General features: G+C 58.3%; 18 protein-coding genes and 1 tRNA gene. 14 read left to right on the top strand and 5 right to left on the bottom strand.

Annotated features, from left to right (window positions below):
- Nucleotide 1: 1 nt before the first annotated feature.
- Together HKD27_RS09760 and HKD27_RS09755 are read right to left on the bottom strand one after the other, a co-directional pair.
- Entirely contained in the window at nucleotides 2–928 is a 927-nt protein-coding gene (locus tag HKD27_RS09760) for a LysR substrate-binding domain-containing protein (RefSeq protein WP_194689475.1), read from the bottom strand.
- 47 nt (nucleotides 929–975) lie between these two features.
- Entirely contained in the window at nucleotides 976–1,707 is a 732-nt protein-coding gene (locus HKD27_RS09755) for a helix-turn-helix domain-containing protein (RefSeq protein WP_194689476.1), read from the bottom strand.
- A 138-nt stretch (nucleotides 1,708–1,845) separates the two neighbouring features.
- Between HKD27_RS09755 and HKD27_RS09750 the strand changes: the two genes are divergently transcribed.
- From HKD27_RS09750 to HKD27_RS09715, 8 genes are read left to right on the top strand one after another with little or no spacing between them, the layout of a single operon-like run.
- Nucleotides 1,846–4,314: a TonB-dependent siderophore receptor gene (locus tag HKD27_RS09750; RefSeq protein ID WP_194689477.1), complete on the top strand. Its 2,469-nt coding sequence runs from the start codon at nucleotides 1,846–1,848 to the stop codon at nucleotides 4,312–4,314.
- A gap of 26 nt (nucleotides 4,315–4,340) precedes the next feature.
- A complete protein-coding gene (locus HKD27_RS09745; protein ID WP_194689478.1) occupies nucleotides 4,341–5,516 on the top strand; it encodes an FAD-binding oxidoreductase in 1,176 nt (391 codons plus the stop codon).
- Entirely contained in the window at nucleotides 5,509–6,468 is a 960-nt protein-coding gene (locus HKD27_RS09740; protein ID WP_194689479.1) for an ABC transporter permease, read from the top strand. The genes HKD27_RS09745 and HKD27_RS09740 overlap by 8 nt, the downstream gene beginning before the upstream one ends.
- Nucleotides 6,465–7,313, top strand: coding sequence for an ABC transporter permease (locus HKD27_RS09735; protein WP_194689480.1), 849 nt, complete (start codon nucleotides 6,465–6,467; stop codon nucleotides 7,311–7,313). The genes HKD27_RS09740 and HKD27_RS09735 overlap by 4 nt, the downstream gene beginning before the upstream one ends.
- Nucleotides 7,310–8,335, top strand: a complete 1,026-nt coding sequence (locus HKD27_RS09730) for an ABC transporter ATP-binding protein (RefSeq protein WP_194689481.1) — start codon at nucleotides 7,310–7,312, stop codon at nucleotides 8,333–8,335. Before HKD27_RS09735 ends, HKD27_RS09730 begins: the two co-directional genes overlap by 4 nt.
- Nucleotides 8,332–9,288 (top strand): ABC transporter ATP-binding protein, encoded by a 957-nt coding sequence (locus tag HKD27_RS09725; protein ID WP_194689482.1) that lies wholly within the window; start codon nucleotides 8,332–8,334, stop codon nucleotides 9,286–9,288. The genes HKD27_RS09730 and HKD27_RS09725 overlap by 4 nt, the downstream gene beginning before the upstream one ends.
- Nucleotides 9,289–9,316: 28 nt before the next feature.
- Nucleotides 9,317–10,642, top strand: coding sequence for an FAD-binding oxidoreductase (locus HKD27_RS09720; protein WP_194689483.1), 1,326 nt, complete (start codon nucleotides 9,317–9,319; stop codon nucleotides 10,640–10,642).
- 3 nt (nucleotides 10,643–10,645) lie between these two features.
- On the top strand, nucleotides 10,646–12,313 hold the full coding sequence (locus tag HKD27_RS09715; protein WP_194689484.1) for a peptide ABC transporter substrate-binding protein: 1,668 nt from the start codon (nucleotides 10,646–10,648) through the stop codon (nucleotides 12,311–12,313).
- Between the two features lie 48 nt (nucleotides 12,314–12,361).
- Here the strand turns inward: HKD27_RS09715 and HKD27_RS09710 are convergent, their stop codons facing one another.
- Nucleotides 12,362–13,060: an SDR family NAD(P)-dependent oxidoreductase gene (locus HKD27_RS09710; protein ID WP_194689485.1), complete on the bottom strand. Its 699-nt coding sequence runs from the start codon at nucleotides 13,058–13,060 to the stop codon at nucleotides 12,362–12,364.
- 101 nt (nucleotides 13,061–13,161) lie between these two features.
- On the opposite strand from HKD27_RS09710, the gene HKD27_RS09705 reads away from it, so the two are divergent.
- Nucleotides 13,162–14,463: an MFS transporter gene (locus HKD27_RS09705; RefSeq protein WP_194689486.1), complete on the top strand. Its 1,302-nt coding sequence runs from the start codon at nucleotides 13,162–13,164 to the stop codon at nucleotides 14,461–14,463.
- 35 nt (nucleotides 14,464–14,498) lie between these two features.
- Here HKD27_RS09705 and HKD27_RS09700 read toward each other — a convergent pair whose 3' ends face one another.
- Nucleotides 14,499–15,452, bottom strand: a complete 954-nt coding sequence (locus HKD27_RS09700; RefSeq protein WP_194689487.1) for a LysR family transcriptional regulator — start codon at nucleotides 15,450–15,452, stop codon at nucleotides 14,499–14,501.
- 81 nt (nucleotides 15,453–15,533) lie between these two features.
- Here HKD27_RS09700 and HKD27_RS09695 point away from each other — a divergent pair, with 81 nt between their 5' ends.
- The 5 genes from HKD27_RS09695 to purU are packed head-to-tail and all read left to right on the top strand — an operon-like array spanning nucleotide 15,534 to nucleotide 21,565.
- The gene (locus HKD27_RS09695) at nucleotides 15,534–16,793 is read left to right on the top strand and encodes a sarcosine oxidase subunit beta family protein (protein ID WP_194689488.1); all 1,260 of its coding nucleotides are present in this window, start codon (nucleotides 15,534–15,536) and stop codon (nucleotides 16,791–16,793) included.
- Nucleotides 16,794–16,803: 10 nt separating this feature from the next.
- On the top strand, nucleotides 16,804–17,067 hold the full coding sequence (locus HKD27_RS09690) for a sarcosine oxidase subunit delta (RefSeq protein WP_194689489.1): 264 nt from the start codon (nucleotides 16,804–16,806) through the stop codon (nucleotides 17,065–17,067).
- Nucleotides 17,064–20,111, top strand: a complete 3,048-nt coding sequence (locus HKD27_RS09685; protein WP_228518448.1) for a sarcosine oxidase subunit alpha family protein — start codon at nucleotides 17,064–17,066, stop codon at nucleotides 20,109–20,111. The genes HKD27_RS09690 and HKD27_RS09685 overlap by 4 nt, the downstream gene beginning before the upstream one ends.
- A complete protein-coding gene (locus HKD27_RS09680) occupies nucleotides 20,104–20,685 on the top strand; it encodes a sarcosine oxidase subunit gamma (protein ID WP_194689490.1) in 582 nt (193 codons plus the stop codon). The genes HKD27_RS09685 and HKD27_RS09680 overlap by 8 nt, the downstream gene beginning before the upstream one ends.
- Nucleotide 20,686: 1 nt before the next feature.
- A complete protein-coding gene (gene purU, locus HKD27_RS09675) occupies nucleotides 20,687–21,565 on the top strand; it encodes a formyltetrahydrofolate deformylase (protein ID WP_194689491.1) in 879 nt (292 codons plus the stop codon).
- 83 nt (nucleotides 21,566–21,648) lie between these two features.
- Here the strand turns inward: purU and HKD27_RS09670 are convergent.
- Nucleotides 21,649–21,725: transfer RNA gene (locus HKD27_RS09670), tRNA-Met, on the bottom strand.
- Between the last annotated feature and the right edge of the window lie 30 nt (nucleotides 21,726–21,755).

Genomic DNA, 21,755 nt, shown 5'->3' with positions numbered 1-21,755 from the left:
TTCAGGTCAGGGGCCTCATACCGGGGATCGCGTTATCCGATATTGAAGACCGGCAGTGGTGAACGAAAAGGTCCAGCAGGCGGGACTTGCGGACGCCCTGCCACGTTGCCATACCGATGACCATCGGACGGTGATCCCCTGACAGCTTCACGCGAACGACCTTCTTTCCATCGAGTGCCATATCCGAACATGGGCGGACGTTCGCGAGCGTATAGCCATATCCGTTTGCGACCATTGTGCGCACCACTTCCTGCTCAGCGGTGCGGGCATAGATGTTGGGTTGCAGCCCCTCGTGATGATAGAGCGCGTTGAAATACTGTCTGCTGAGAGGCAGATCCAGAAAGATCATCGGTTCGGCCGCGAGCTCGGCCAGATCCACGGAGACGCGCTGCGCCAGATGGTGATTCTCGCTTACCAGGACGTGGGGGGGCAGGCTGGCGAGGGGTACGAATTCGATGCCGGGGGGGAGGTGCAGATCATAGGTAATCGCGATATCGATTTCTGCCTGTTTGAGTTTTTCAGCCAGCCATTCATGATTGGAGGCCACCTGCCGGATTTCTGTGGCCGGGTACCGCGTGCAAAAGTTATGAACCAGTTCAGGCATGATCATCGGGGCAAGCGTGACCATTGAGCCGACCGAGAGCGTCCCGCGGACCTGATCCGTTGTTTCAGCCGCCAGGGAATAGAGATTTTCGGCCATTCCCAGAACACGCTTGGCCTCTTCCATCAGAATCTGGCCGACAGCGGTCAGGGAAAGTCCCTGTGCGTGATGACGGATAAAGAGCTGGACGTTCAGTTCGAGCTCAAGATGGGAAATGGCCGTCGAGATGGAAGGCTGGGAGATTGAGAGACGTTCAGAAGCATGCCGGATCGAGCCAGCTTCCCCCGCTGCCACAAAATACTCTAACTGACGCAGTGTATAACGCATGAAGACATCCTAACGCATCCGGCGCAGGACTCATAACCGGAATATGATTACGGCTGCGTCGTGGACACAGCGTCCAGAAGGATTTTTCCGAGGGTGTCATAAATGCCCTTAGGGTGATCCTTGATGGAGAACGCCACGCCCAGAACCAGACCTGTATCGGTGTTTTGCTCAGGGATCGAGACGGCGACGCCTCCGACGCCGTTTATGAGGGCGCCCTGATCCGTCGTGTAGCCGGAGTCTTTTGCGCGGGCGATATTTTCAATCAGGATTTCATACTGACGCTTCGGTCTTTTTTTCTGAAGAACACCGTCGATGGTTTCGTCCGTGCAACCGGCAAGGATCATTGTGGCGCCGGGTCCAAATCCCAGTGGGATCCGTCCCCCCACGCCCTGCGTCAAAGAGGGTATTATTTCGTTTCCAAAATAAGCATCAATGCAGATCGCGCTGTCGTTCGACCGTGCAAGGAGGAAGGCGGCATCGTTTTCCCGGAGAGGCAGGCCGGCGATCACGCTTCGCAGGCGGCGGCTGTGAATCAGTCGAAACTGTGATTCGCTAAGGTGAAAATGCCCGGCCGGGGCAAGGATATAGCGCCTTGTCTGTGGCACGCGCGTCACGAGATGTTCCTGCATCAGGGATGCCAGAAGCCTGTGCGTGGTGGCTTTCGGGAGTTCACATAGTGCGGCCAGATTACCCAGCTCTTCTCCATTGATCCCGGATGAAGAGAGCGCTTTCAGAATACAGGCTGCCTTGCGAACTGCATTTTTCGATTCGTTTCGCATCTGCCGTTCCACCCTTCGGAATTCTTCTGAAGATTAATCCAAGACAATTGATTTTGTCAGTGCATTTCAGCAGCGTCGTATCGGAAACGTTATAAGAAATTCCTGAAGACATCAGGAACTCCGCGAAAGGGAAGTTCAATGAGGTCAGTGTGTTGTGGTCCTGGTGAAGAAAAGAAGCGTGTTCTTACAACACGTAAGCTGGCTCTTCTGGTAACCAGCCTTGCTGGGATCCTGCCCGATTTCGCGGCCGCCGCCGCGACGGACACCACGGCGACCAAATCCACAAAAAGTTCTGTCATCAAGACGGCACGCAGGCCTGTCGAGGTTGCCAGTAAGGAAGATGAACAGGTTATCGTGACCGGCACACGGGACCCGCATCAGACTGCGCGCAAAAGCGTCAGCCCGATCGTCGTGATTTCTGCGAAGCAGTTGCAGCAGACGGGTCAGGCCGATCTACGGGACGCGCTGATCCAGATGGCGCCATCCATGACGCGGTCGAACATGAATATCGGCAACTCGAACATGACGGATGCGATACAGCTTCGTGGCCTGACGCCCAATCAGACGCTGGTTCTGGTCAATGGCAAGCGTCGGCACACGACTTCCGTGATGACGGATTATACCGGGCCGCAGCAGGGTTCGGTTCCGGTTGATATCGATATGATCCCGGTCTCGGCGGTAGATCACATTGAAATTCTTCAGGATGGTGCGGCGGCCCAGTACGGGTCTGATGCGATTGCGGGTGTCGTCAACATCATTCTCAAGCATTCGGCGCACGAACTCACGGCACAGGCCATCAATGGTGGCTATTATGCGGGTGACGGCTTTACTTCAGGGGAATCCCTCAACTGGGGCACGGACCTTGGAAAAGGTCGTGGTTTCTTTGATCTGAGTGCTGAATACAAATACATGGACCATACCGACCGTGGCGGTATGGATGATCGTACGGGAGCGTATGACAACCATATCATGGGCAATCCGCGCCAGATGCGCGAAACGATTTCCTATAATATGGGCTATCACATCACCGATAATATCCAGGCTTACTCTTTCGCGTCCTTTGGTCACGTCAACGGAGAAAGCTATCAGAACTATCGTCTGCCCACGGTTCTGCCTGAAGTCTATCCCAATGGATTTTCGCCGCAGATCACCCTTGCGCAGAACGATTACAGCTTTACGGGCGGTTTCAAGGGACGCTTCATCGGATGGGACTGGGATGTCAGCACGACATATGGCGGAAACGTTGCAGATGTCGGCATGTTCGACACCGTCAATCCCGATCTTTATGCCGCAACAGGCAAAACCCCGACGCGCTTCTCCCCCATGATGACCTTCAATGATACGGAATGGACGACTGACGCCGGTATCCGCCGTGGATTTGATGTACCTCTTCTGGCAGGTCCTCTCAATTTCGCTCTTGGCGCCCAGTACCGGTACGACACATATGAGGTCGGGGCTGGAGAGCCGGCCTCATATTATGGCGGCGGCCCTTCCGCGGATGATGGTCTCTCACCCATGTCTGCGTCCAAGAACTTCCGCGATGTCACAGCCGGTTATATGGATCTTTCCACCCAGTTGATGAAAGGCTGGCAGCTGGATCTTGCAGGACGTGTCGAGCACTATACGGACGTTGGAAACACCGAGACCGGCAAGGCCTCGATGCGCTATGACATCAATCCGATGTTCGGTCTGCGCGGTACGATCAGCAACGGTTTCCGTGCCCCCACACTTGCTGAGGAACATTATTCCGACATGGGGGTTTCCCCAACCGGCGCTTCTGGGATTCTGCCCGTTTCATCCGCAGCCGCGCGACTTCTGGGTTCCCGGCCCCTTCGTCCGGAACGCTCCATGAACTATTCCGCCGGTATCGTGATCAATCCGGTCCCGCGCATGCATATCAGCGTAGATGTCTATCAGATTTCCCTACGCAACCGGATCACGCTGGGTGGAGTCTATAACGGCCAGACCGCGATCGACGCTCTTGAGGCTGGCGGGTTTGGGCTGCCCAGCGGGCTGATCCCCGCAGATGTGACAGCGCAGTATTTTGCCAACACGGCCAATACGCGCACACGCGGCATGGACATTACGGCCAATTACGAAACGCCTTTCGGAAGGTTCGGGACCGTCAATTGGGACGTTGCCATCAATCTCAACGACCCCGTCATCACCCGGACTGCGACGGATGGAAACGGGAACTCCCTGCTGAACGCGCTCTATCGCGGGTTCCTGACAAGCTATACGCCTCATAGCAAGGAAATCATTGGCGGCACCTGGCGCAAGGACAAATGGTCCGTTTCCATTCATGAAATCCATTATGGAAACGTAGTCTCACAGCAGCAGTATGTGACCGGTCCCTACGCCTATTCCAACACTGTCTATCTGCCCTTCAACAACGGGGCGAACCAGCAGACGAACATCCTTGTTGGCTACCAGATTTCTCCGCAGTGGCGGGTCTCGCTGGGGGCAAACAATATTTTCAATGCCAAGCAGCCTATCGTACCGAAGAGTACGAATTATCTTGGTGTGCAGCGCTATAATTTCGACGTTCAGCAGATTGGGTTCAATGGCGGATATTACTTCTTCCAAGTCAATTACAACATGAAATAAGGTCTTTACTCACCTGGAGATGCTGAATGCCTGATGTTGTTGTCATCGGATGTGGAATCAGTGGTGCGGCGACGGCCTGGGAACTTGCGAAATCAGGCTGTTCCGTAACCCTCGTTGATCGATATGGCCCGGCAGCAATGGCCAGCGGATGGACGCTGGCCGGTGTCCGACAATCCGGGCGCCATCCAGCTGAACTGCCACTTGCCATGGCAGCCGTGAAAATCTGGGAAGGTCTGGACGAGGAACTCCAAGCCTCCACAGATTACACGCAGAAAGGCAATCTCCGAATTGGGCTGGCCCTCGAAGACCTTCCGGCCCTGCGGGTGATCGCAGAGGAAGGTAAAGCAGCTGGGCTGCCCATTGAGGTTCTGGCGGGTGCGCAATCCGTTCGCGATATCGCCCCGGCTCTCTCACCCGCAATTGCCGGGGCCACCTGGTGTCCGACAGACGGGCATGCGGACCCGGATGCAACGGTAAACGCGTTCATCAACGCTGCCCGGCGTCTGGGCGTCGAGACTGTTTACGGTGAGGCAGTGCTGTCCCTCGAAAGCCGGAACGGCCGCATCTGCGGGGTGCGGACCACCTCGCGGACCATTGCGGCAGACGCCGTCGTCCTGGCGACGGGCGTTTCCGGAAATGATCTGCTTGCCCCTTTCGGGAGTCCTCTTCCGGTTGACGTCAAGAACGTGACGGTGGTGCGGACCCGGCCTCTGCCGCCCCTTCTCTCGCAGGTTCTGTCGGTTGCCAGCGCCTGCAACTCGGACGCCGCCTGTGCCGGGCGGCAGCAACTGGACGGGGCGTTCCGTTTTACAAGCGGGATCAAATCCTGGGGTGGCCTCATGCGGGAAAAAGACGGGCGGCCTGTCATTGCTCCGACTGTCGCCAGTCTTCTGGAGACCCTTCAGAGTTTCGGTGATGTTGTCCCGGCGGTCCGGGAGGCGGAAATCGACGCTTACTGGTGCGGTCTTGTCGATCAGACACCTGATGCGCTGCCGGTTCTGGACCATGTTCCCGGTGTGGACGGTCTGGTGATGGCGCGGGGGTTTTCCGGACATGGATTCTGTCTTGGGCCTCTGACCGGCAGGATCATGGCCGCGCTTGTTCAGGGGCAGGCTTCTCCACTTGATATTTCGGCTTTTGCATTCAGCCGTTTTTCCGATCTGACCAGCCCTTCCAGCAGTCCCGTGACGCTCCATGGGTAATGGGAACCTCCTGTATGTGCTGCGGCTGGGCGGCGTGAAAATCCTGCTGCTGCTGCTGGTTTCGATGGCGGGGTTTACGCTCCTTCATCTTGCGCCGGGAGATCCGCTCTCGCAGTTCACGCTTGCCCCCGGCATGACGGCGGAACGGCTTGCACAGATCGCGCATGGCATGGGGCTCGACCAGCCTCTGTGGCGGCAGTATCTCCACTGGCTGCACGGCATCATGGCGGGCGACTGGGGACACTCGTTCCGGGATCAGTCACCGGTTCTGGGCATCATTTTCTCACATCTTACCGCGACCATCGAGCTTGGTCTGGCTGCACTGGGGATCTCGTTCAGTCTGGGGCTGGGCATGGGGCTGATGGGCGCCCTGCGCGCGGGCCGCGCTGTGGATGATGTGACGTCCGTGATCTCCATCATCCTTTTCTCGCTTCCGACCTTCTGGCTCGGGCTGGTGTTCATCTACATCTTTTCCGTGCGGCTTCAGTGGTTTCCAACCGGAAACTTCAGCAGTCCGGGCGACCGGTCCATTGTGGGATATCTCAGGCATCTTGCCCTGCCCGCCCTGACGCTCGGGCTGGTTTCCGTCCCGGTCTGGAGCCGGTACATGCGGACATTCGCGGGCGAAATCCTGAAGCAGGACCATATCCGGACGGCGCGGGCGCTGGGACTGTCTTCCGGGCGCATCATCGTCCACCGGCTGTTGCGGGGGGCGCTGCTTCCGATGATTCCGGTTGCGGGGATCTATCTTCCGACCCTGCTCAGCGGGGCGCTCGTGACGGAGACGGTTTTCAGCTGGCCGGGGATCGGCCGTCTGTTTCTCGATAGCCTCCAGTACCGCGACTATCCCGTTGTCATGGGGATTCTGATGTTCAGTGCCATTCTCGTTCTGGTCAGCAGCACGCTGGCGGAGCTGCTGCATCATGTCGCTGATCCGAGGCTGAGGGCATGACGGTGCCGCTGCCTTCCGTCCTGCGGCGCCTGCTGGCCCATCCGCGCGGCATGGTTCCCACACTCTATGTTCCCACCATCATCGTGCTGTGCGGGATTGGGCCGTGGCTTCTGCCGTTTGGGGAGCTGCATGTTGATCTTTACCATCGTTTCCTGCCCCCTCTTGGAAACGGGCATCTGCTGGGAACCGACGAAATAGGGCGCGATGTTCTGAGTCGGGTGCTGATGGGAGGGCGTGTTTCGCTTCTGGTGGGGCTGATTTCGACTGCCATCAGCACCCTGATCGGAACGACGGTGGGGATCGTTGCGGGTTACCATGCAGGTCTGGCGCGCTTCCTGATCACGACCGTGATTGATGCCGTGCTGTGTTTCCCTGTTGTTTTTCTGCTGCTGACGCTTGCAGCGGTCCTGCATCCTGGCATCGGGACGATCATCGGCATCATCACGCTGGTGAGCTGGATGGAAGTCGCCCGCGTTGCCCAGAGCCAGACGCGGATTGTGCGGCGGCAGGATTATGTGACGGCCGTCGTCGCCATGGGCGCTGGCGATGCGCAGGTTCTGTTCCGCGAAATCCTCCCCAACATCCTGCCGGCCATCATCGTCAGTGCGACCCTCAATATCGCCAGGGCCATCTTGCTGGAATCCTATGTCAGTTATCTGGGCTACGGCATCCAGCCGCCTGATGCGAGCTGGGGAAACCTGCTGAACAACGCGCAGGAATATCTGGAATCCGATCCCTGGCTGGCCATTATCCCCGGTGCGGTGATTGTTCTGACGGTCGTCATGTTCAATCTGCTTGGAGATGCCCTGCGGGATGCCATTGATCCATCGAGGCGCAGCTCATGACTGACAGACATGCAGCACCGCTCCTTTCGGTTCGCAACCTCACCGTCAATTTCGGTGGTCCCGATATCGTGGATGACCTGTCGTTCGATATCGGACAGGGCGAAATCGTTGCACTTGTTGGTGAAAGTGGCTCTGGAAAGAGTGTCGGCTCCCTTGCGGTCATGGGCCTGCTGGAAAACGCAACCATTCAGGGTTCGGCCTGCCTGTCGGAGGCGTCGGGTTCGGAGGAACAGGAGGCGTCCACTGAACTGGTCGGTCTTCCCGCACGCAGGCTGCGTGCCCTGCGGGGGCGGCGGATCTCCATGATTTTCCAGGATCCGCTCTCCAGTCTGGATCCTCTTCAGACAATCGGCGGCCAGATCCGGGAGGTTCTGAAAGCCCATACCCGTCTGACTGGAGCGGCTCTGCACAGCCGGTCGATTGCTCTGCTGGAGCAGGTCGGGATTGTGGATCCGGAAGGGTGCCTGGCGCTACTTCCCCAGCGGCTTTCTGGCGGGATGAGACAGCGGGTCATGATTGCGCTCGCCATTGCGGCAGAGCCTGATCTGCTTTTCGCGGACGAACCGACGACGGCGCTGGACGTCACCGTGCAGGCTCAGGTTCTGCGCCTTCTGAAGGGGCTGCGGGACCAGACGGGGATGGCCATGGTCTTCATCACGCATAACCTTGCCGTCGCATCCGCCATCGCCGATCGGGTGATCGTTCTTTATGCCGGTCAGGTGGTGGAAGATGCTCCGGCAGACATATTTTTCCGGCAACCTGCCATGCCCTACAGCCGGGCGCTCCTCTCCGCGGCACCACGGCTTGAGGCTGTGCTGGCGGGGTACGGCCATCTCGAGGCGCCGCGTGGACAGGTTCCTTCCCCCGGGCAGAGAGGAACGGCCTGCCGCTTTGCCTCGCGTTGTGAGGATGTGCGGGAAACGCCCTGTCTCGCCTCCATGCCGCCCCTTGTCTCCATCGCGGCGAGTGGAGAGGCTCACCATACCGTCCGCTGTGCACGGTGGGAGGAACTTGCGCCATGAATACCGCAGTTCTGAGCGTCCGGGACCTTTCCAAAACCTATGTCCAGCGGAGTGGCCTTTTCGGCACGGTGAAGGAAACACGGGCCGTCCGGAATGTTTCCTTCGATGTGGGACGCGGTGAGATCCTGGGGCTGGTGGGAGAGTCCGGGTCAGGAAAAACGACCGTGGGGCGCATGGCGATGCGTCTTCTGGACGCGACGTCAGGTCAGGTTGTCCTGTCGGGGACGGATATCACGACGTATTCGCAGGCGCGACTGCGGGCTGTGCGGCGCAAGATGCAGCTGATTTTTCAGGACCCTTCGGCGTCACTCAATCCGCGTCAGACAATCCATCGCATTCTCAGGACGCCTCTGGCGCTGCGCGGGATCGACAGTGATCAGGACATTCTCGAAACGCTGGCGCTCGTGGGGATGTCGCCTGATATCCTGAACCGCACGCCGGCCATGTTTTCGGGGGGGCAGAGACAGCGGCTAAGCATTGCGCGCGCGCTGCTGATGCAGCCGGAACTGCTAGTGGCGGACGAAGCCGTGTCTGCTCTGGACGTCTGTGTTCAGGCGCAGGTGGTCAATCTGTTTGTGGATCTGCGGGATCAGCTGGGACTTTCCATCCTGTTTATCGGGCATGATCTGGCGGTTGTCGGCGTTGTTTCTGACCGGGTGGGCGTGATGTATCGCGGGGTGCTGGTGGAGGTGGCCAGAACGGCAGATCTCTTCCGGCGGCCGCGTCATCCCTATACGGCGCAACTGCTGGCAGCGGCGCCCCGGCATGGAGCTCCGCTGCCTCCGGAGCCAGCACCTTCACAGTTTTCACAGGCATCGGGGGGATGCGTCTTCGCCCCCCTCTGCTCTCATATGACGTCCGAATGTCTCAGCAGGCAGCCGGACCTCAGCGAGGTCGGCCCGGCGCATCAGTCGGCCTGTCTTCGGACAGAGCTGCAACTGAGCGGTGTTTGAATGTTCATGACAACAAAGGACAAGTGTTATGGGACCTGAAGTCAAATCCATCGCAACCGATCAACTTCCTCCCGAGAGCGCGGATGTCGTCATTGTCGGCGGCGGGATTGTGGGGGTCAGCACGGCCTATGCCCTCGCCAAGCGGGGCATCTCGGTGGTCCTGTGCGAGAAGGGGCATGTCGGCGGAGAGCAGTCCAGCCGCAACTGGGGGTGGGTCCGCCGCAATGGGCGTGATCCCCGTGAACTGCCGCTGATGATGGAGAGCTTCCGGCTGTGGAAGGAGTTTTCCGACCGGAAGATCGACACCGGATTTACGGCCTGTGGCGTGCTGTCGGTTGCGAAGACGGCGGCGGATCAGGCCCGTCATGAAAAATTCGTTGCCGATGCCCAGCCCTACCAGATTGGCAGCCGGGTTGTGACCGGGCACGAGATCAACAGCATTCTCCCGGGTCTGGTCGGGACGTTCAGGTCGGCCCTCTACAACCCGACAGACGGCCGGGCCGAGCCGCAGCGCGCGGCCCCGGTCATTGCGCTGGCGGCGCGGGAGATGGGCGCGAGCATCGTGCAGAACTGCGCGGTGCGCGGCATTGACAGGGAAGGCGGACGCATCTGCGGCGTGGTGACGGAGTTGGGCTATATCCGCACGAGCCAGGTTGTTGTTGCAGGCGGGGCCTGGTCCCGGCTTTTCTGCGGCAATCTGGGAGTTTCCCTGCCGCAGATGAAAGTCCTCTCCTCGGTCTGCCGGACGGCTCCGGTGCAGGGACTTCCGGATGTTTCGGCCTATCTGGGCTCCGTTGCTTTCCGCAAGCGTGATGACGGAGGTTACAATATTGCGCCCAGCGTCGGGCTGAGCGTGCCGATCGTGCCGGATATGTTCAAACTCGGGCTGCAATATCTCCCGGCCTTCCGCGCTGAGCGCAAAGCCGTTTCCCCACGCCTCGACAACCGGTTCCTGACGGAGCTTCTGACGCCGACGCGGTGGGACCTCGACATGCCCACGGCGTTCGAAAAGACCCGGACCCTTGACCCCAAACCCAACGTCAAGCTGACACGCTCCATGGTGGCGAAGCTGGAGGCTTTCTTTCCGTCGGTCGGGCATATTCCGGTTCTGCAGCACTGGGGCGGCATGATCGATGTTGTTCCCGATGCCGTGCCAGTCATTGATACGCTTTCTTCCGTGCCCGGCCTGACCATTTCCACCGGGTATTCGGGGCACGGATTTGGCATTGGGCCCGGCGCCGGCCAGCTCACGGCCGATCTGGTTACGGGCACGACGCCTGTTGTGGACCCCACGCCGTTCCGGCTTTCGCGGTTTACGGACGGCACGCCCATCCAGCTGATCGGCGGCTTCTGAGGGATGGCAGGCTCCTTTCAGCTCTCCCGCCGCCAGAGCCTGACCCTTGCCGCGGGATTTCTGGGGGAAGTGGCCTGCCGGGCATTTTCTCCCCGACATGCCGTGGCTGCCGACGCCCCGGCTCCGGCGGCGGGGACTGCGCCCTCCAGCCAGAAGCAGATCATTGTTGGCCTGTCTCAGGAGCCGACCGTCTTTCATCCTCTTCTGCCTCATATCGAAGTGGATGACGGGGTGCTGATGAATCTTTTCAGCCCCTTGTGGCGGATCAATGCCCGAGGCGACTTCATACCGGATCTCGTCACGGCCATTCCGTCCCTTGAAAACGGGGATATCTCCCCGGATGGCCGAACCTGGCGCATCCGGCTTCGGACCGATGCGCTGTGGCATGACGGACAGCCGGTCACGGCAGAGGATGTGCTGTTCACGCTCCAGACCCTGCGGGATCCATCATTCCCGGCCTACACCCGCAGCGGCTTCGACCTCATTGACCATATCGAGAAGACCGGCTCCTCCGAGCTGAGCTGGCATATGCGCGAGCCCTATGCGCCGTTCCATGCCGTGCTTGCGAGTGCCATGATTGTTCCGTCGCATCTGTTGAAGAACAGGAGCGACACGTCCGCCTTTTCGCGCGCGCCCGTTGGGTCCGGGCCATTCCTCTGGGGGGAGCGGATTCCGTCCGAAGAGATCCGCCTGAAGGCCAACCCGCATTACCATCTTCCCAAAGCGGAGATCGAGGAAGCGATCATCCGGTACATTCCTGATCTGACGGTGATGTTCACGCAGTTCGAGACCGGCGAAATCGATTATCTGGGCATGCAGGGCATTCTGCCTGACCGCTATCCGCAGGCCCGAACACTTGAGAAACGGACCATCATTCAGGCCCCCCAGCCCTTCGTGGAGGGGCTCGCTTTCAATATGGGGCGGCCATATTTTCAGGATCTGGCCGTCCGGCAGGCGATTTACGAAGCCATCGACAAGGAGACCATGCTCAAGACCCTTTTTCAGGGCATTGAGATATCAACGGAATCCTTCCTTCCCGCCGAATCTCCTTTCTTTAACCCGGATCTGCCCGCACACCGCTTCGATCCCGATGCGGCGGCGGAAAAACTGGAACAGGCGGGCTGGCGGAAAAACCATGACGGGGTGCGGTCGCGCAATGGCATCCGGCTGGAATTCACGAATGCAACGACCTCAAGCAATGCCCTTCGCACGCAGGCGCAGGAAATCATTCAGCAGTATCTGGCGGATATCGGCATCATCATGCGGATCGAGGACCGTCCGGCTGCCGTGATGTGGGGGCATTACTGGGTCAATTCCGAGTTCGATAGCGCGCTGGTTTCCGTCGATTACATGACCGGGTCTGATCCGGACGCGTCCAGTTTCTTCACGTCAACGGCCTCCCCGGCGAAAGGTGGGCGGGGACAGAATGTGTTCCAGTACGCCAATCCTGCCGTTGACCGACTGTTTCAGGAAGGAAACAGGACGTTTGATCGTGCAGCCCGCATCCAGTGTTATCGGCAGATCCAGAAAATCCTGCGTGAAGATCTGCCCATGCTGCCGTTTTATCAGGTCAATAATATCGAAGGCGTAAAGGATGATCTGGCGGGATATGAAAGTAACGTCAATGTCCGCTCCAACCTGTGGAACCTGCCGCAGTGGCACTGGACATGACGATGGCAGGCAGACCGCTTTGATGGAACGGTCTGTCTTTGGTGGTGTTCAGTAAAGGTCTTCTTCCGAGCAACTGATTGAAAGTTCGGCCACATTGGCGGTGTTTGGCAGGTCCAGAACAGCCAGAATCATGCGTGCGATGTCCTCTGGCTGCGTCATTTCCGCATCGCCTTTTGAGGTAATGCTCCGGGCCATGTCGGTCGCGACGAAGCCGGGACAGACGGCCGTTGCCCTGATGCCGTCTGCCCAGCCTGTCTTCTTGATACTATGCGCCAGGGCCACGGCGGCATGTTTGGTGATGGCATAGGGACCCGAACTGGCGGATTTGACACGTTTGCCGGAAAGGGAGGCCAGAATGATGACACGTCCCCGCTGACAGGACTTGAGAGAGGGCCATGCGGATTGAACCAATCGGATTGGCGAGCGCAGATTGACCGTCAGCATCGTGTCCATATCCTCGTCACTGATATCGATGATTGACGATGGGATCATGACGCCGGCATTTGCGATTACGGCGTCGATCCGGCCGTAATGGGCGCGTGTGGCCTCGACCCACGCTTTCTCCTGATGCTGTTTCGCATCGAATGCGTGCACGAACATGTCCGGGCCAGACGTCATGGAGGATGCATCCCGGACGCCTGCACTGATCCGCCAGCCAGCCTGCTGCAACTGTTGGGAAAGAATTTTTCCGATGCCACGATTGGCGCCGGATATCATGACGACGCGGTTGGCTGAGACTTCATTCATGATGAACTCCATGTTCCTGAAAGACGTGGTCCGAAAGACCCGTGACAAGACAGTACGTTCGATGTGAAGCTGGAATGGTAGCCACTGCCTGGGAAAATGTAATGCTGTTTGATGAACTGTCAGTTCAGAAGTTCCATATCAGGGTCCTGATTGCTGGAGCGTGCGGCATTTTTACGGATGGTTATGTTCTGGGCTCCATCAGCCCTGCCCTTCCCAGTCTGACATCCGCATTACATCTCAGCCCCCATCAGACAGGTCTGGTGGCGTCTGCCCCGCTGGCCGGGCTTCTGTTTGGAAGCCTGCTTGCCAGCCCGATCCTCGATAAAATCGGGCGCAGGCTTCCTTTCGCGTTCGACATGATGGCTTTTGTATTCCTGGCGCTTTTTCATGCGCTCACTTCAGATCTGACCAGTCTGCTCATTCTGCGTTTTATTATCGGCTGTCTGCTGGGTATCGATTACGTTGCCGGCAAGCTCTATGTCAGTGAGTTCCTTCCCTCGGCGTCCCGCGGCAGACTGATGAGCTGGCTGAGTGTGGCCTGGGTGGGGGGCTATACATCTGCTTACGCCATTGGTTATGTCATGCATCTCGCCTGGCCGCAGGGGACGTGGACAATCATTTTCATGAGCGCGGCCCTCCCCGCGCTCTGTGCCGCGCTTTTGCGCTACGGGATGCCGGAATCCATTCTGTGGCTTCTGTCCCAGCGGCGGATTGCCGATGCCCGCAGGATTGCGGATCGCTATTTTGGTGCTGTTGAACTGCCGCCCCGGAGTTCCGGCACGCCGTCCTCAGGCCGGTCAGGCACCCTGGGTCGTGTGGTGCAGTTATTCTCCGGGCGGCAGTGGCCCCGCAGTATCGGGGCGACGCTTTTCTATGTTCTGCACAATGTTCCTTATCTTGTCCTGAGTGCGTTTCTGCCGGAAGTTCTGCGAAATGCCGGGCTTCATGACCCGTTCAAGAGCGGACTGTTTTATGATGCGCTGCTGCTGAGCGGTTCTGTCATAGGGTTATGGATTGTCGAGCGTTTCCGGCGGCGTTCGCTGATTGTCGGCAGCTTTGTTCTTCAGGGGAGCTGTCTCTTCATAATCAGCCTGTTTGCGCCTCCGCCGCTGATGATGCTTCTGCTTTTGACGGCTTTTGGCTTTATCCTGACCGCGGCGGACTGTCTGACCTATGTCTATCCGCCAGAAGTTTTCCCGACGGATCTGCGGGCCACGGGGGTAAGCCTGATGGTTTCCAGCAGTCGGTTTGTTGCGACACTCAGCACGATGGCCTTTCCCGCTGCCATCGCAGAATACGGCCTGTCGGCCAGTCTGGCAGCGATTGCCGTTCTTTTATTCGCAGGTGCCATGATCTGCGGGTTCTGGGCTCCTGAAACGCAGGGGAAAAATCTGTCTGCCTGAGGGGTGAAAAACGCTGACAGCTGTTCGTGACGTGCTCAGTTCTGATAGATCGTCTTGAAGAGTTTTCTGAGTATGGGCTCTGTTTTCGTGACCAGAGACTGGCGGAGCATTTCAGCCATGTCCAGCGGAAGACGCCCGAATTCCCGTCGGCGCGAGACGAGTGTCAGGCGTCTGCGCACCCCTCCGACCGGCAAGGGATGAACGGTCAGTCCTTCTTGTGGATCGTAGCCTGCTTCGCTCATGCAGAGCGGGGTGGAAATGGCGACACTTCCATTCCGGCACGCGGCCAGAACACCGGACGGTAGATCGAATTCCTGACCTTTGGGAGCATCAATCCGCAGGCGGCGTAAAAAGCGCTCGATTTCGGAGCCGGATCTGGAACGGAGCGAAAAACGCGCAAATGGCATGCCAGTCAGGAGGGTTTCCAGATCCTCACGGTTTTCAGGGGCCGGGGTTCCTGCGGGTGTGACGAGGACATAAGGCTCTTCAAACAGGGGCCAGCGTTCCAGACCGGGAACATCCTCGAGATCATCGACGCCAATAATGAAGTCAATCTGGCGTGTCAGGAGGGCGGCAGCGTGGGATTCGGTCAGCCCGGCCAAAACCACGAGATGTTCCACCCGGTCCTGCATGAAGGCGGAAAAGTCTTTCAGAATGGCTTTGGAGAGGGAATCGACAATCCCGATCCGCAGGTGCGAGACCCGGCCTTTTTGCATTTCCTGCATGCGCCAGGCGATCTGGTGCATTTCCGTAATAAGATTTCCCGCATATTGCCGCAGAACCGTTCCGGCAGCGGTCAGGGCGAGGGGACGGACACTTCGATCGAATAAGATGGCACCGATCCGGTTTTCAAAGTCCGCTATGGTCTGGGAGACGGCCGGTTGCGTGATCCCGAGGCTGCGTGCGGCGGCCGCCATGCTGCCTTTTTCGCAGACGGCAAGGAAAACGCTCAGAGCATTCGCATCGAAAGGCGGGAGATTGATTGCCACAGCCATACCATAAGGAAAAATTATATTAGTGTCCGCAAAGGGCACCTTATGCTTGCATCATTCCTTGGAGCAAGGGTGCATATGTCCGGCGAGCGCTATTCATTTTTCTCCCTTCTGCGGGAAACGCTGCGTGGCCATACCGGCTGGAAACCGGCGTGGCGCAAGGCGGCGCCTCAGAAAGATTATGACATCGTCATCGTTGGCGGTGGGGGCCACGGGCTTGCGACAGCGTATTATCTTGCGCGCCGGTATGGTCTGACCAAAATCGCGGTTGTGGAAAAGGGATGGATTGGTGGGGGTAATGTCGGTCGCAACACGACGATCGTGCGCTCGAATTATCTCCTTCCGGGCAATGTTCCGTTTTACGAACAGTCCATGAAGCTCTGGGAAGGGCTCGAGCAGGATATCAATTACAATGCGATGGTCAGCCAGCGCGGTGTCCTCAATCTTTTCCATAATGACGCGCAGCGCAATGCCTATATCCGGCGGGGAAATGCCATGCGCCTCAATGGGGTGGATGCTGAGCTTCTGAACCGGGAGGCCGTCCGGGCGAAGCTTCCCTTTCTTGACTTCGAAAATGCGCGCTTCCCCATTCAGGGCGGTCTTCTGCAACGGCGTGGCGGTACTGTCCGTCATGATGCCGTGGCGTGGGGCTATGCCCGTGCGGCCGATCGGCTGGGGGTCGATATCATCGAGAACTGCGAGGTTAAGGGCATTCGGGTTCATGACGGGCGCGTTACGGGTCTGGAGACAACGCGGGGCTTTGTGGGCGCCAGAAAAATTGGTCTGGCCTGTGCGGGAAACTCCTCACGGGTCGCGGCGATGGCCGGGTTGCGTCTGCCGATTGAAAGTCATGTCCTTCAGGCCTTTGTGAGCGAAGGACTGAAGCCGTTCATCGACTGTGTGGCGACTTTCGGGGCCGGGCATTTTTACGTCAGCCAGTCCGATAAGGGTGGCCTTGTTTTTGGCGGGGATATCGACGGCTACAATTCCTATGCACAACGGGGGAACCTGCCTGTTGTGGAGGATGTGCTTGAGGGGGGCATGGCGCTGATGCCACGCATCGGGCGTGTCCGGCTGCTTCGGCAGTGGGGCGGGATCATGGACATGTCCATGGATGGGAGCCCGATTATTGATCGGACGTCCGTAGGCGGGCTCTATCTGAATGCGGGGTGGTGTTACGGCGGCTTCAAGGCCACACCTGCGTCCGGCCTCTGTTTTGCCCATCTACTGGCTCGTGATGAGCCTCATGACGTCGCAACGGCCTATCGTCTCGACCGGTTCGGAAAAGGCGCCGTCATCGACGAAAAAGGCATGGGCGCACAACCCAATCTGCATTGAGGGTCCTGCCATGCGTCTGACTTGTCCTTATTGTGGCCCGCGCGGGCTGGAAGAATTTTCCTATCGCGGCGATGCCACTGTCCGTCGGCCCTCCCTGGAGGCTCCGGAGGAAGACTGGATCGCGTATGTGTATCTGCGGGACAATCCCTGCGGAGCGCATAAAGAGCTCTGGTACCACGGCTCAGGCTGCAGGGCCTGGCTGGTGGTGGAGCGCAACACCCTTACGCACGCCGTTCACAGCGTGAATGCGGTTTCTGTGGAGGATGCTCCATGAGCGGATCCATGTTTCGCGGTCTGGCACAGGCTGGTGGCCGGGCATTTCGTCATGGCGGCGGCAACGGTGTCGATACGGACCGGCACATCAGATTTACCTTTGATGGGAAATCCTATGTCGGCCATCCGGGCGATACGCTGGCTTCTGCCCTGCTGGCCAACGGCGTGCGTCTTGTGGGTCGGTCGTTCAAATATCACCGTCCGCGCGGGCTTCTTTCCGCGGGGCCGGAAGAGCCGAATGCTCTTGTAGAACTGCGGCAGGGTCCGTGGCGCGAACCCAATACGCGCGCAACCGTGGCAGAGCTTTTCGACGGGCTGGTTGCCTCCAGCCAGAACCGCTGGCCAAGTCTTGCCGTGGATGCCCTGGGGGTGAACGGGCTGTTTTCACCCATTTTCACGGCGGGGTTTTACTACAAGACCTTCATGTGGCCGGCATCGTTCTGGGAAAAAGTTTACGAGCCGATTATCCGTCGCACGGCCGGACTGGGGCGTGCGGCCAAGGAGGCTGATCCCGATCGGTATGAGAAGAGCAATGCTTTCTGCGACGTGCTGGTTGTGGGCGCGGGGCCAGCAGGCCTTTCCGCTGCCTTGGCGGCTGCGCAAAGCGGCGTTCAGGTCATTCTCTGTGAACAGGATGCTCTTGCGGGGGGACGTTTGCGCTGTGATGCGACCCTGATTGATGGCCGTCCGGGCTGGATGTGGGCACTGGATGCGGAACGGCGTCTCTCAGAGATGCCCAATGTGCGGATCATGACCCGGAGCTGCGTTTTTGCCCGGTATGACGGCGGCACATATGGCGTGCTTGAGCGTGTTTCCGATCATCTGGCGACGCCGCAGGACGGACAGCCACGTCAACGGCTCTGGCGTGTGGTGGCAAAACAATGCGTGCTTGCGACAGGCGGAATCGAGCGGCCGATCGTTTTCCCGAACAATGACCGGCCCGGTATCATGCTCGCGGCGAGTGTGCGGACCTATATCAATCGCTTCGGTGTGGTTCCGGGCCGTCGGGTCATTGTTTACACCAATAACAATGACGGTTTGCGGACTGTCGCAGATCTGCAGCGGGCTGGTGCGCGTGTTGTGGCTATTGTGGAGGCTGGTGCTCATCCATCAAAGGCGGCGCAGGATCTGGCGAGCATGACCGGAGCGAAGCTTTTCGCCAATGCGACAATTGCCAATACATTCGGACGACTGGGTGTAACGGCGGCTGTCATTCGGGACAATTACGGCAAAGAGCACCGTCTGGGATGCGATCTTATTGCTGTTTCGGGCGGGTGGTCACCAGATATCGCCCTTACGACCCATCATGGTACGCGCCCCGTTTACCGGGACAATATCGCGGCTTTTGTACCAGCTCCGAATGCTACCGATCAGGATCTGCATGTTGCCGGGGTGGCGTCAGGTGTGATGACAAACCGGGGTGCATTTGAAAGCGGTCTGGCTGCGGGTTATCTGGCAGCTGCCGGGAAAACTGGCTGCGGGGACGAACGGGAACAGACGTTGACCTCCCCGAGCGTGGTGGACGAGACTTACGACATCACACCTGTCTGGCACGGTCTGGATGCTGAAAACATGCGGCGGGCGGGCAAGGCTTTTGTTGATTTCCAGAATGATGTCACGGCCAAGGACGTCAGGCTGGCAGCGCAAGAAGGATTTCAGTCGGTTGAGCATCTCAAGCGTTATACGACGCTTGGCATGGCGACCGATCAGGGCAAGACGGCCAATGTCAACGCGCTCGCTCTGCTGGCGGGAATCACTGGGCGGACCATTCCGCAGACTGGGACGACGTTGATCCGCCCTCCTGTGCAGCCTGTTGCACTGGGGGCATTGGCCGGAGCTCATCGGGGGAAACATTTCAAGCCGCACCGTCTTCCCCCGACCCATCGCTGGGCGGAAGAACAGGGGGCCGTTTTTACAGACAACGGGATGTGGCGACGCGCGCAATGGTATCCACGCGCTGGAGAAACCCACTGGCTCGAGACCGTCAATCGCGAAGTGCAGACGGTCCGGAACGGGGTTGGGTTCTGCGATGTGACCACTCTGGGGAAAATCGATCTTCAGGGGCCGGATGTCAGGACGTTTCTGGATCGTCTGTACGTCAATGCCTGGCAGAAGCTGCCTGTCGGGCGGGCGCGCTACGGGCTGATGCTTCGCGAAGATGGCTTTGTATTCGACGATGGGACAACGGCGCGTCTCAGCGAAAACCATTACGTCATGACGACCACCACCGTAAAGGCGGCCGGCGTCATGCAGCATCTGGAGTTCTGTCATCAGTGCCTCTGGCCGGAGCTGGATGTCCAGTTCATCTCCGTCACAGAGGAGTGGGCACAGATCGCGGTTGCGGGGCCAAGGTCGCGCGATGTGATCCGGCAGATCGTTGATCCGGAGTTTGACCTCTCGAACGAGGCATTCGGCTATATGGCGGCGGCGGAAGTCACTGTTTGCGGCGGAGTAAATGCGCGCCTGTTCCGGTTGTCGTTTTCTGGCGAACTGGCTTACGAAATCGCTGTTCCCGCCCGATATGGAGATGCTCTGGCGCGTCAGTTGATGCACGTGGGGGCACCTTACGGCATTGCACCTTACGGCACGGAAGCTCTGGGGGTGATGCGTATTGAAAAAGGTCATCCCGCAGGTCCGGAGTTGAACGGACAGACCACCGCTCATGATTTGGGAATGGGGCGCATGCTCTCTACAAAAAAGGATTTCATTGGGCGTCGCATGGCGCAGCGTGAGGCATTGACCGATCCTGCGCGCGCTACGCTTGTTGGGTTACAGCCACTTCTGCCTGATGCTCCGCTGGTTTCAGGCGCGCATCTTCTGCCCAAGGGCGCAGAAGCAACCGCCGCGTCCGATCAGGGGTGGATTGCATCATCAGCCTGGTCGCCAACCGTAGGATCATGGATCGGATTGGGCTTCCTACAGAACGGTCCGGCCCGTCTGGGCGAAGTCATGTCCGTTCATAACCCTCTTGCGGGAACGGTCACTGAAGCCCGGGTTGTTTCTCCAGTTTTTGTCGATCCGGAAGGGACGCATCTTCATGGCTGATGTTCTCCTCCCAGCGCGCCCGGTGATGCAGGATCGCGTGATGGTTGGCACCCTGACTCTTGCCCTGCTTCCAGAGCAAGAGATTGTGAGCATCGGCCCCTTCAAAGGGCATTTTGACGCTGTCACTGGCATAGTCAGAGAGACGTTGGGGGTCATGCTGTCTGACAGTTTTCAGGAAGAAACAGGCTCTGGCGCGTACGCTGCTTTCCGGGCGGGGCACAATCAATGGTTCTGCCGCGGGCCGGAAGGGGGAAGCCTGACAGCGCATCTGGCAACGCTCTGTGAAGGACACGCAGCAGTGACGAATCAGACTGACAGTCGGGTCACACTATTGCTCTCTGGACCGGGCGCCTCCGCCATTGCGACAAAACTTGTACCCGTAGATTTTCACCCTTCTGTTTTTAAGAAAGGGCGCGTCGCTCTGACGCTTGCGGGACATATCCCGGTCGTTCTGATCTGCCGGGAGTCCCGCCTGCATTACGAATTCATGGTTTTCCGCAGTCTCGCGCAAAGCCTGTTCGACGATATTTATGTCGCCATGAACGGCGGCGTCCAGAATTCTGAACGAGTGTAAGATGATCCGTTTATCTGCGTCCCATTTCACGTTTGCATTGACGCTGAGCTGCCCTAACCGTCCTGGCATCGTCGCCATGATCAGTGCAAGGCTCTATGAGCTTGGCGCAAATATTACCGAAGCGCAGCAGTTTGATTATACGGATGTGCATCAGTTCTTCATGCGCATTGTCTTTGATATTGCTCATTCGGATTTAATTTCCCAGAAGCTTGAAAAAACACTGGCAGAAGCAGCCTCTCATCTCGAGATGACGTGGTCCCTGACCGACATGAGCAAGCCTCATAAAGTCCTTCTGCTGGTCTCGAAATTTGATCACTGTCTGGTTGATCTGCTGTATCGCTGGCGTATTGGTGAACTTCCCATCGAGCCGGTCGGGATCATTGCCAATCATCCCGCTGCCACTTATGCCGACACCGATTTTTACGGAATTCCCTTTCACTATCTGCCGATTACGAAAAATACGAAGGCCATGCAGGAAGCGCGGATCTGGGAGATTTTTCAGGATAGCGGGGCTGAACTCATTATTTTGGCACGATACATGCAGATTCTTTCAAATGAATTTTCACAGAAACTGGCTGGACGTTGCATCAATATCCACCATTCTTTCCTGCCTGGCTTCAAGGGAGCACGACCTTATCATCAGGCTTTCGCCCGGGGTGTAAAACTGATTGGTGCTACGGCTCATTATGTCACGAGCGATCTGGATGAGGGACCAATTATTGAACAGGATGTCGAACGCATCTCCCATGCGGACTCTCCTGAAGATCTTATTCGCAAAGGTCGGGATATAGAACGTCGCGTACTGGCCAGTGCGGTGCGCTATCACATTGAGCGGCGCACAATCCTGAATGGCAGCAAGACTATTATTTTCAGCGATTGATTTTTATGTTCCTGGTGCTTGGCAACAAAAAAAACCCGCCTTTGAGGGGCGGGTTTATTGTGTCCGATCAAGGACTTATTCAGTGGTTGCGGGGGCAGGATTTGAACCTGCGGCCTTCAGGTTATGAGCCTGACGAGCTACCGGGCTGCTCCACCCCGCGGTGGTGTGTGATGATGTTGGGGATTTTTTG

The sequence above is a fragment of the Gluconobacter sp. R75690 genome (assembly GCF_015244525.1).
Lineage (GTDB): Bacteria > Pseudomonadota > Alphaproteobacteria > Acetobacterales > Acetobacteraceae > Gluconobacter > Gluconobacter potus.
Note: the sequence above shows the minus strand (reverse complement) of the source record. Positions and strands in the feature narration are given on the sequence as shown.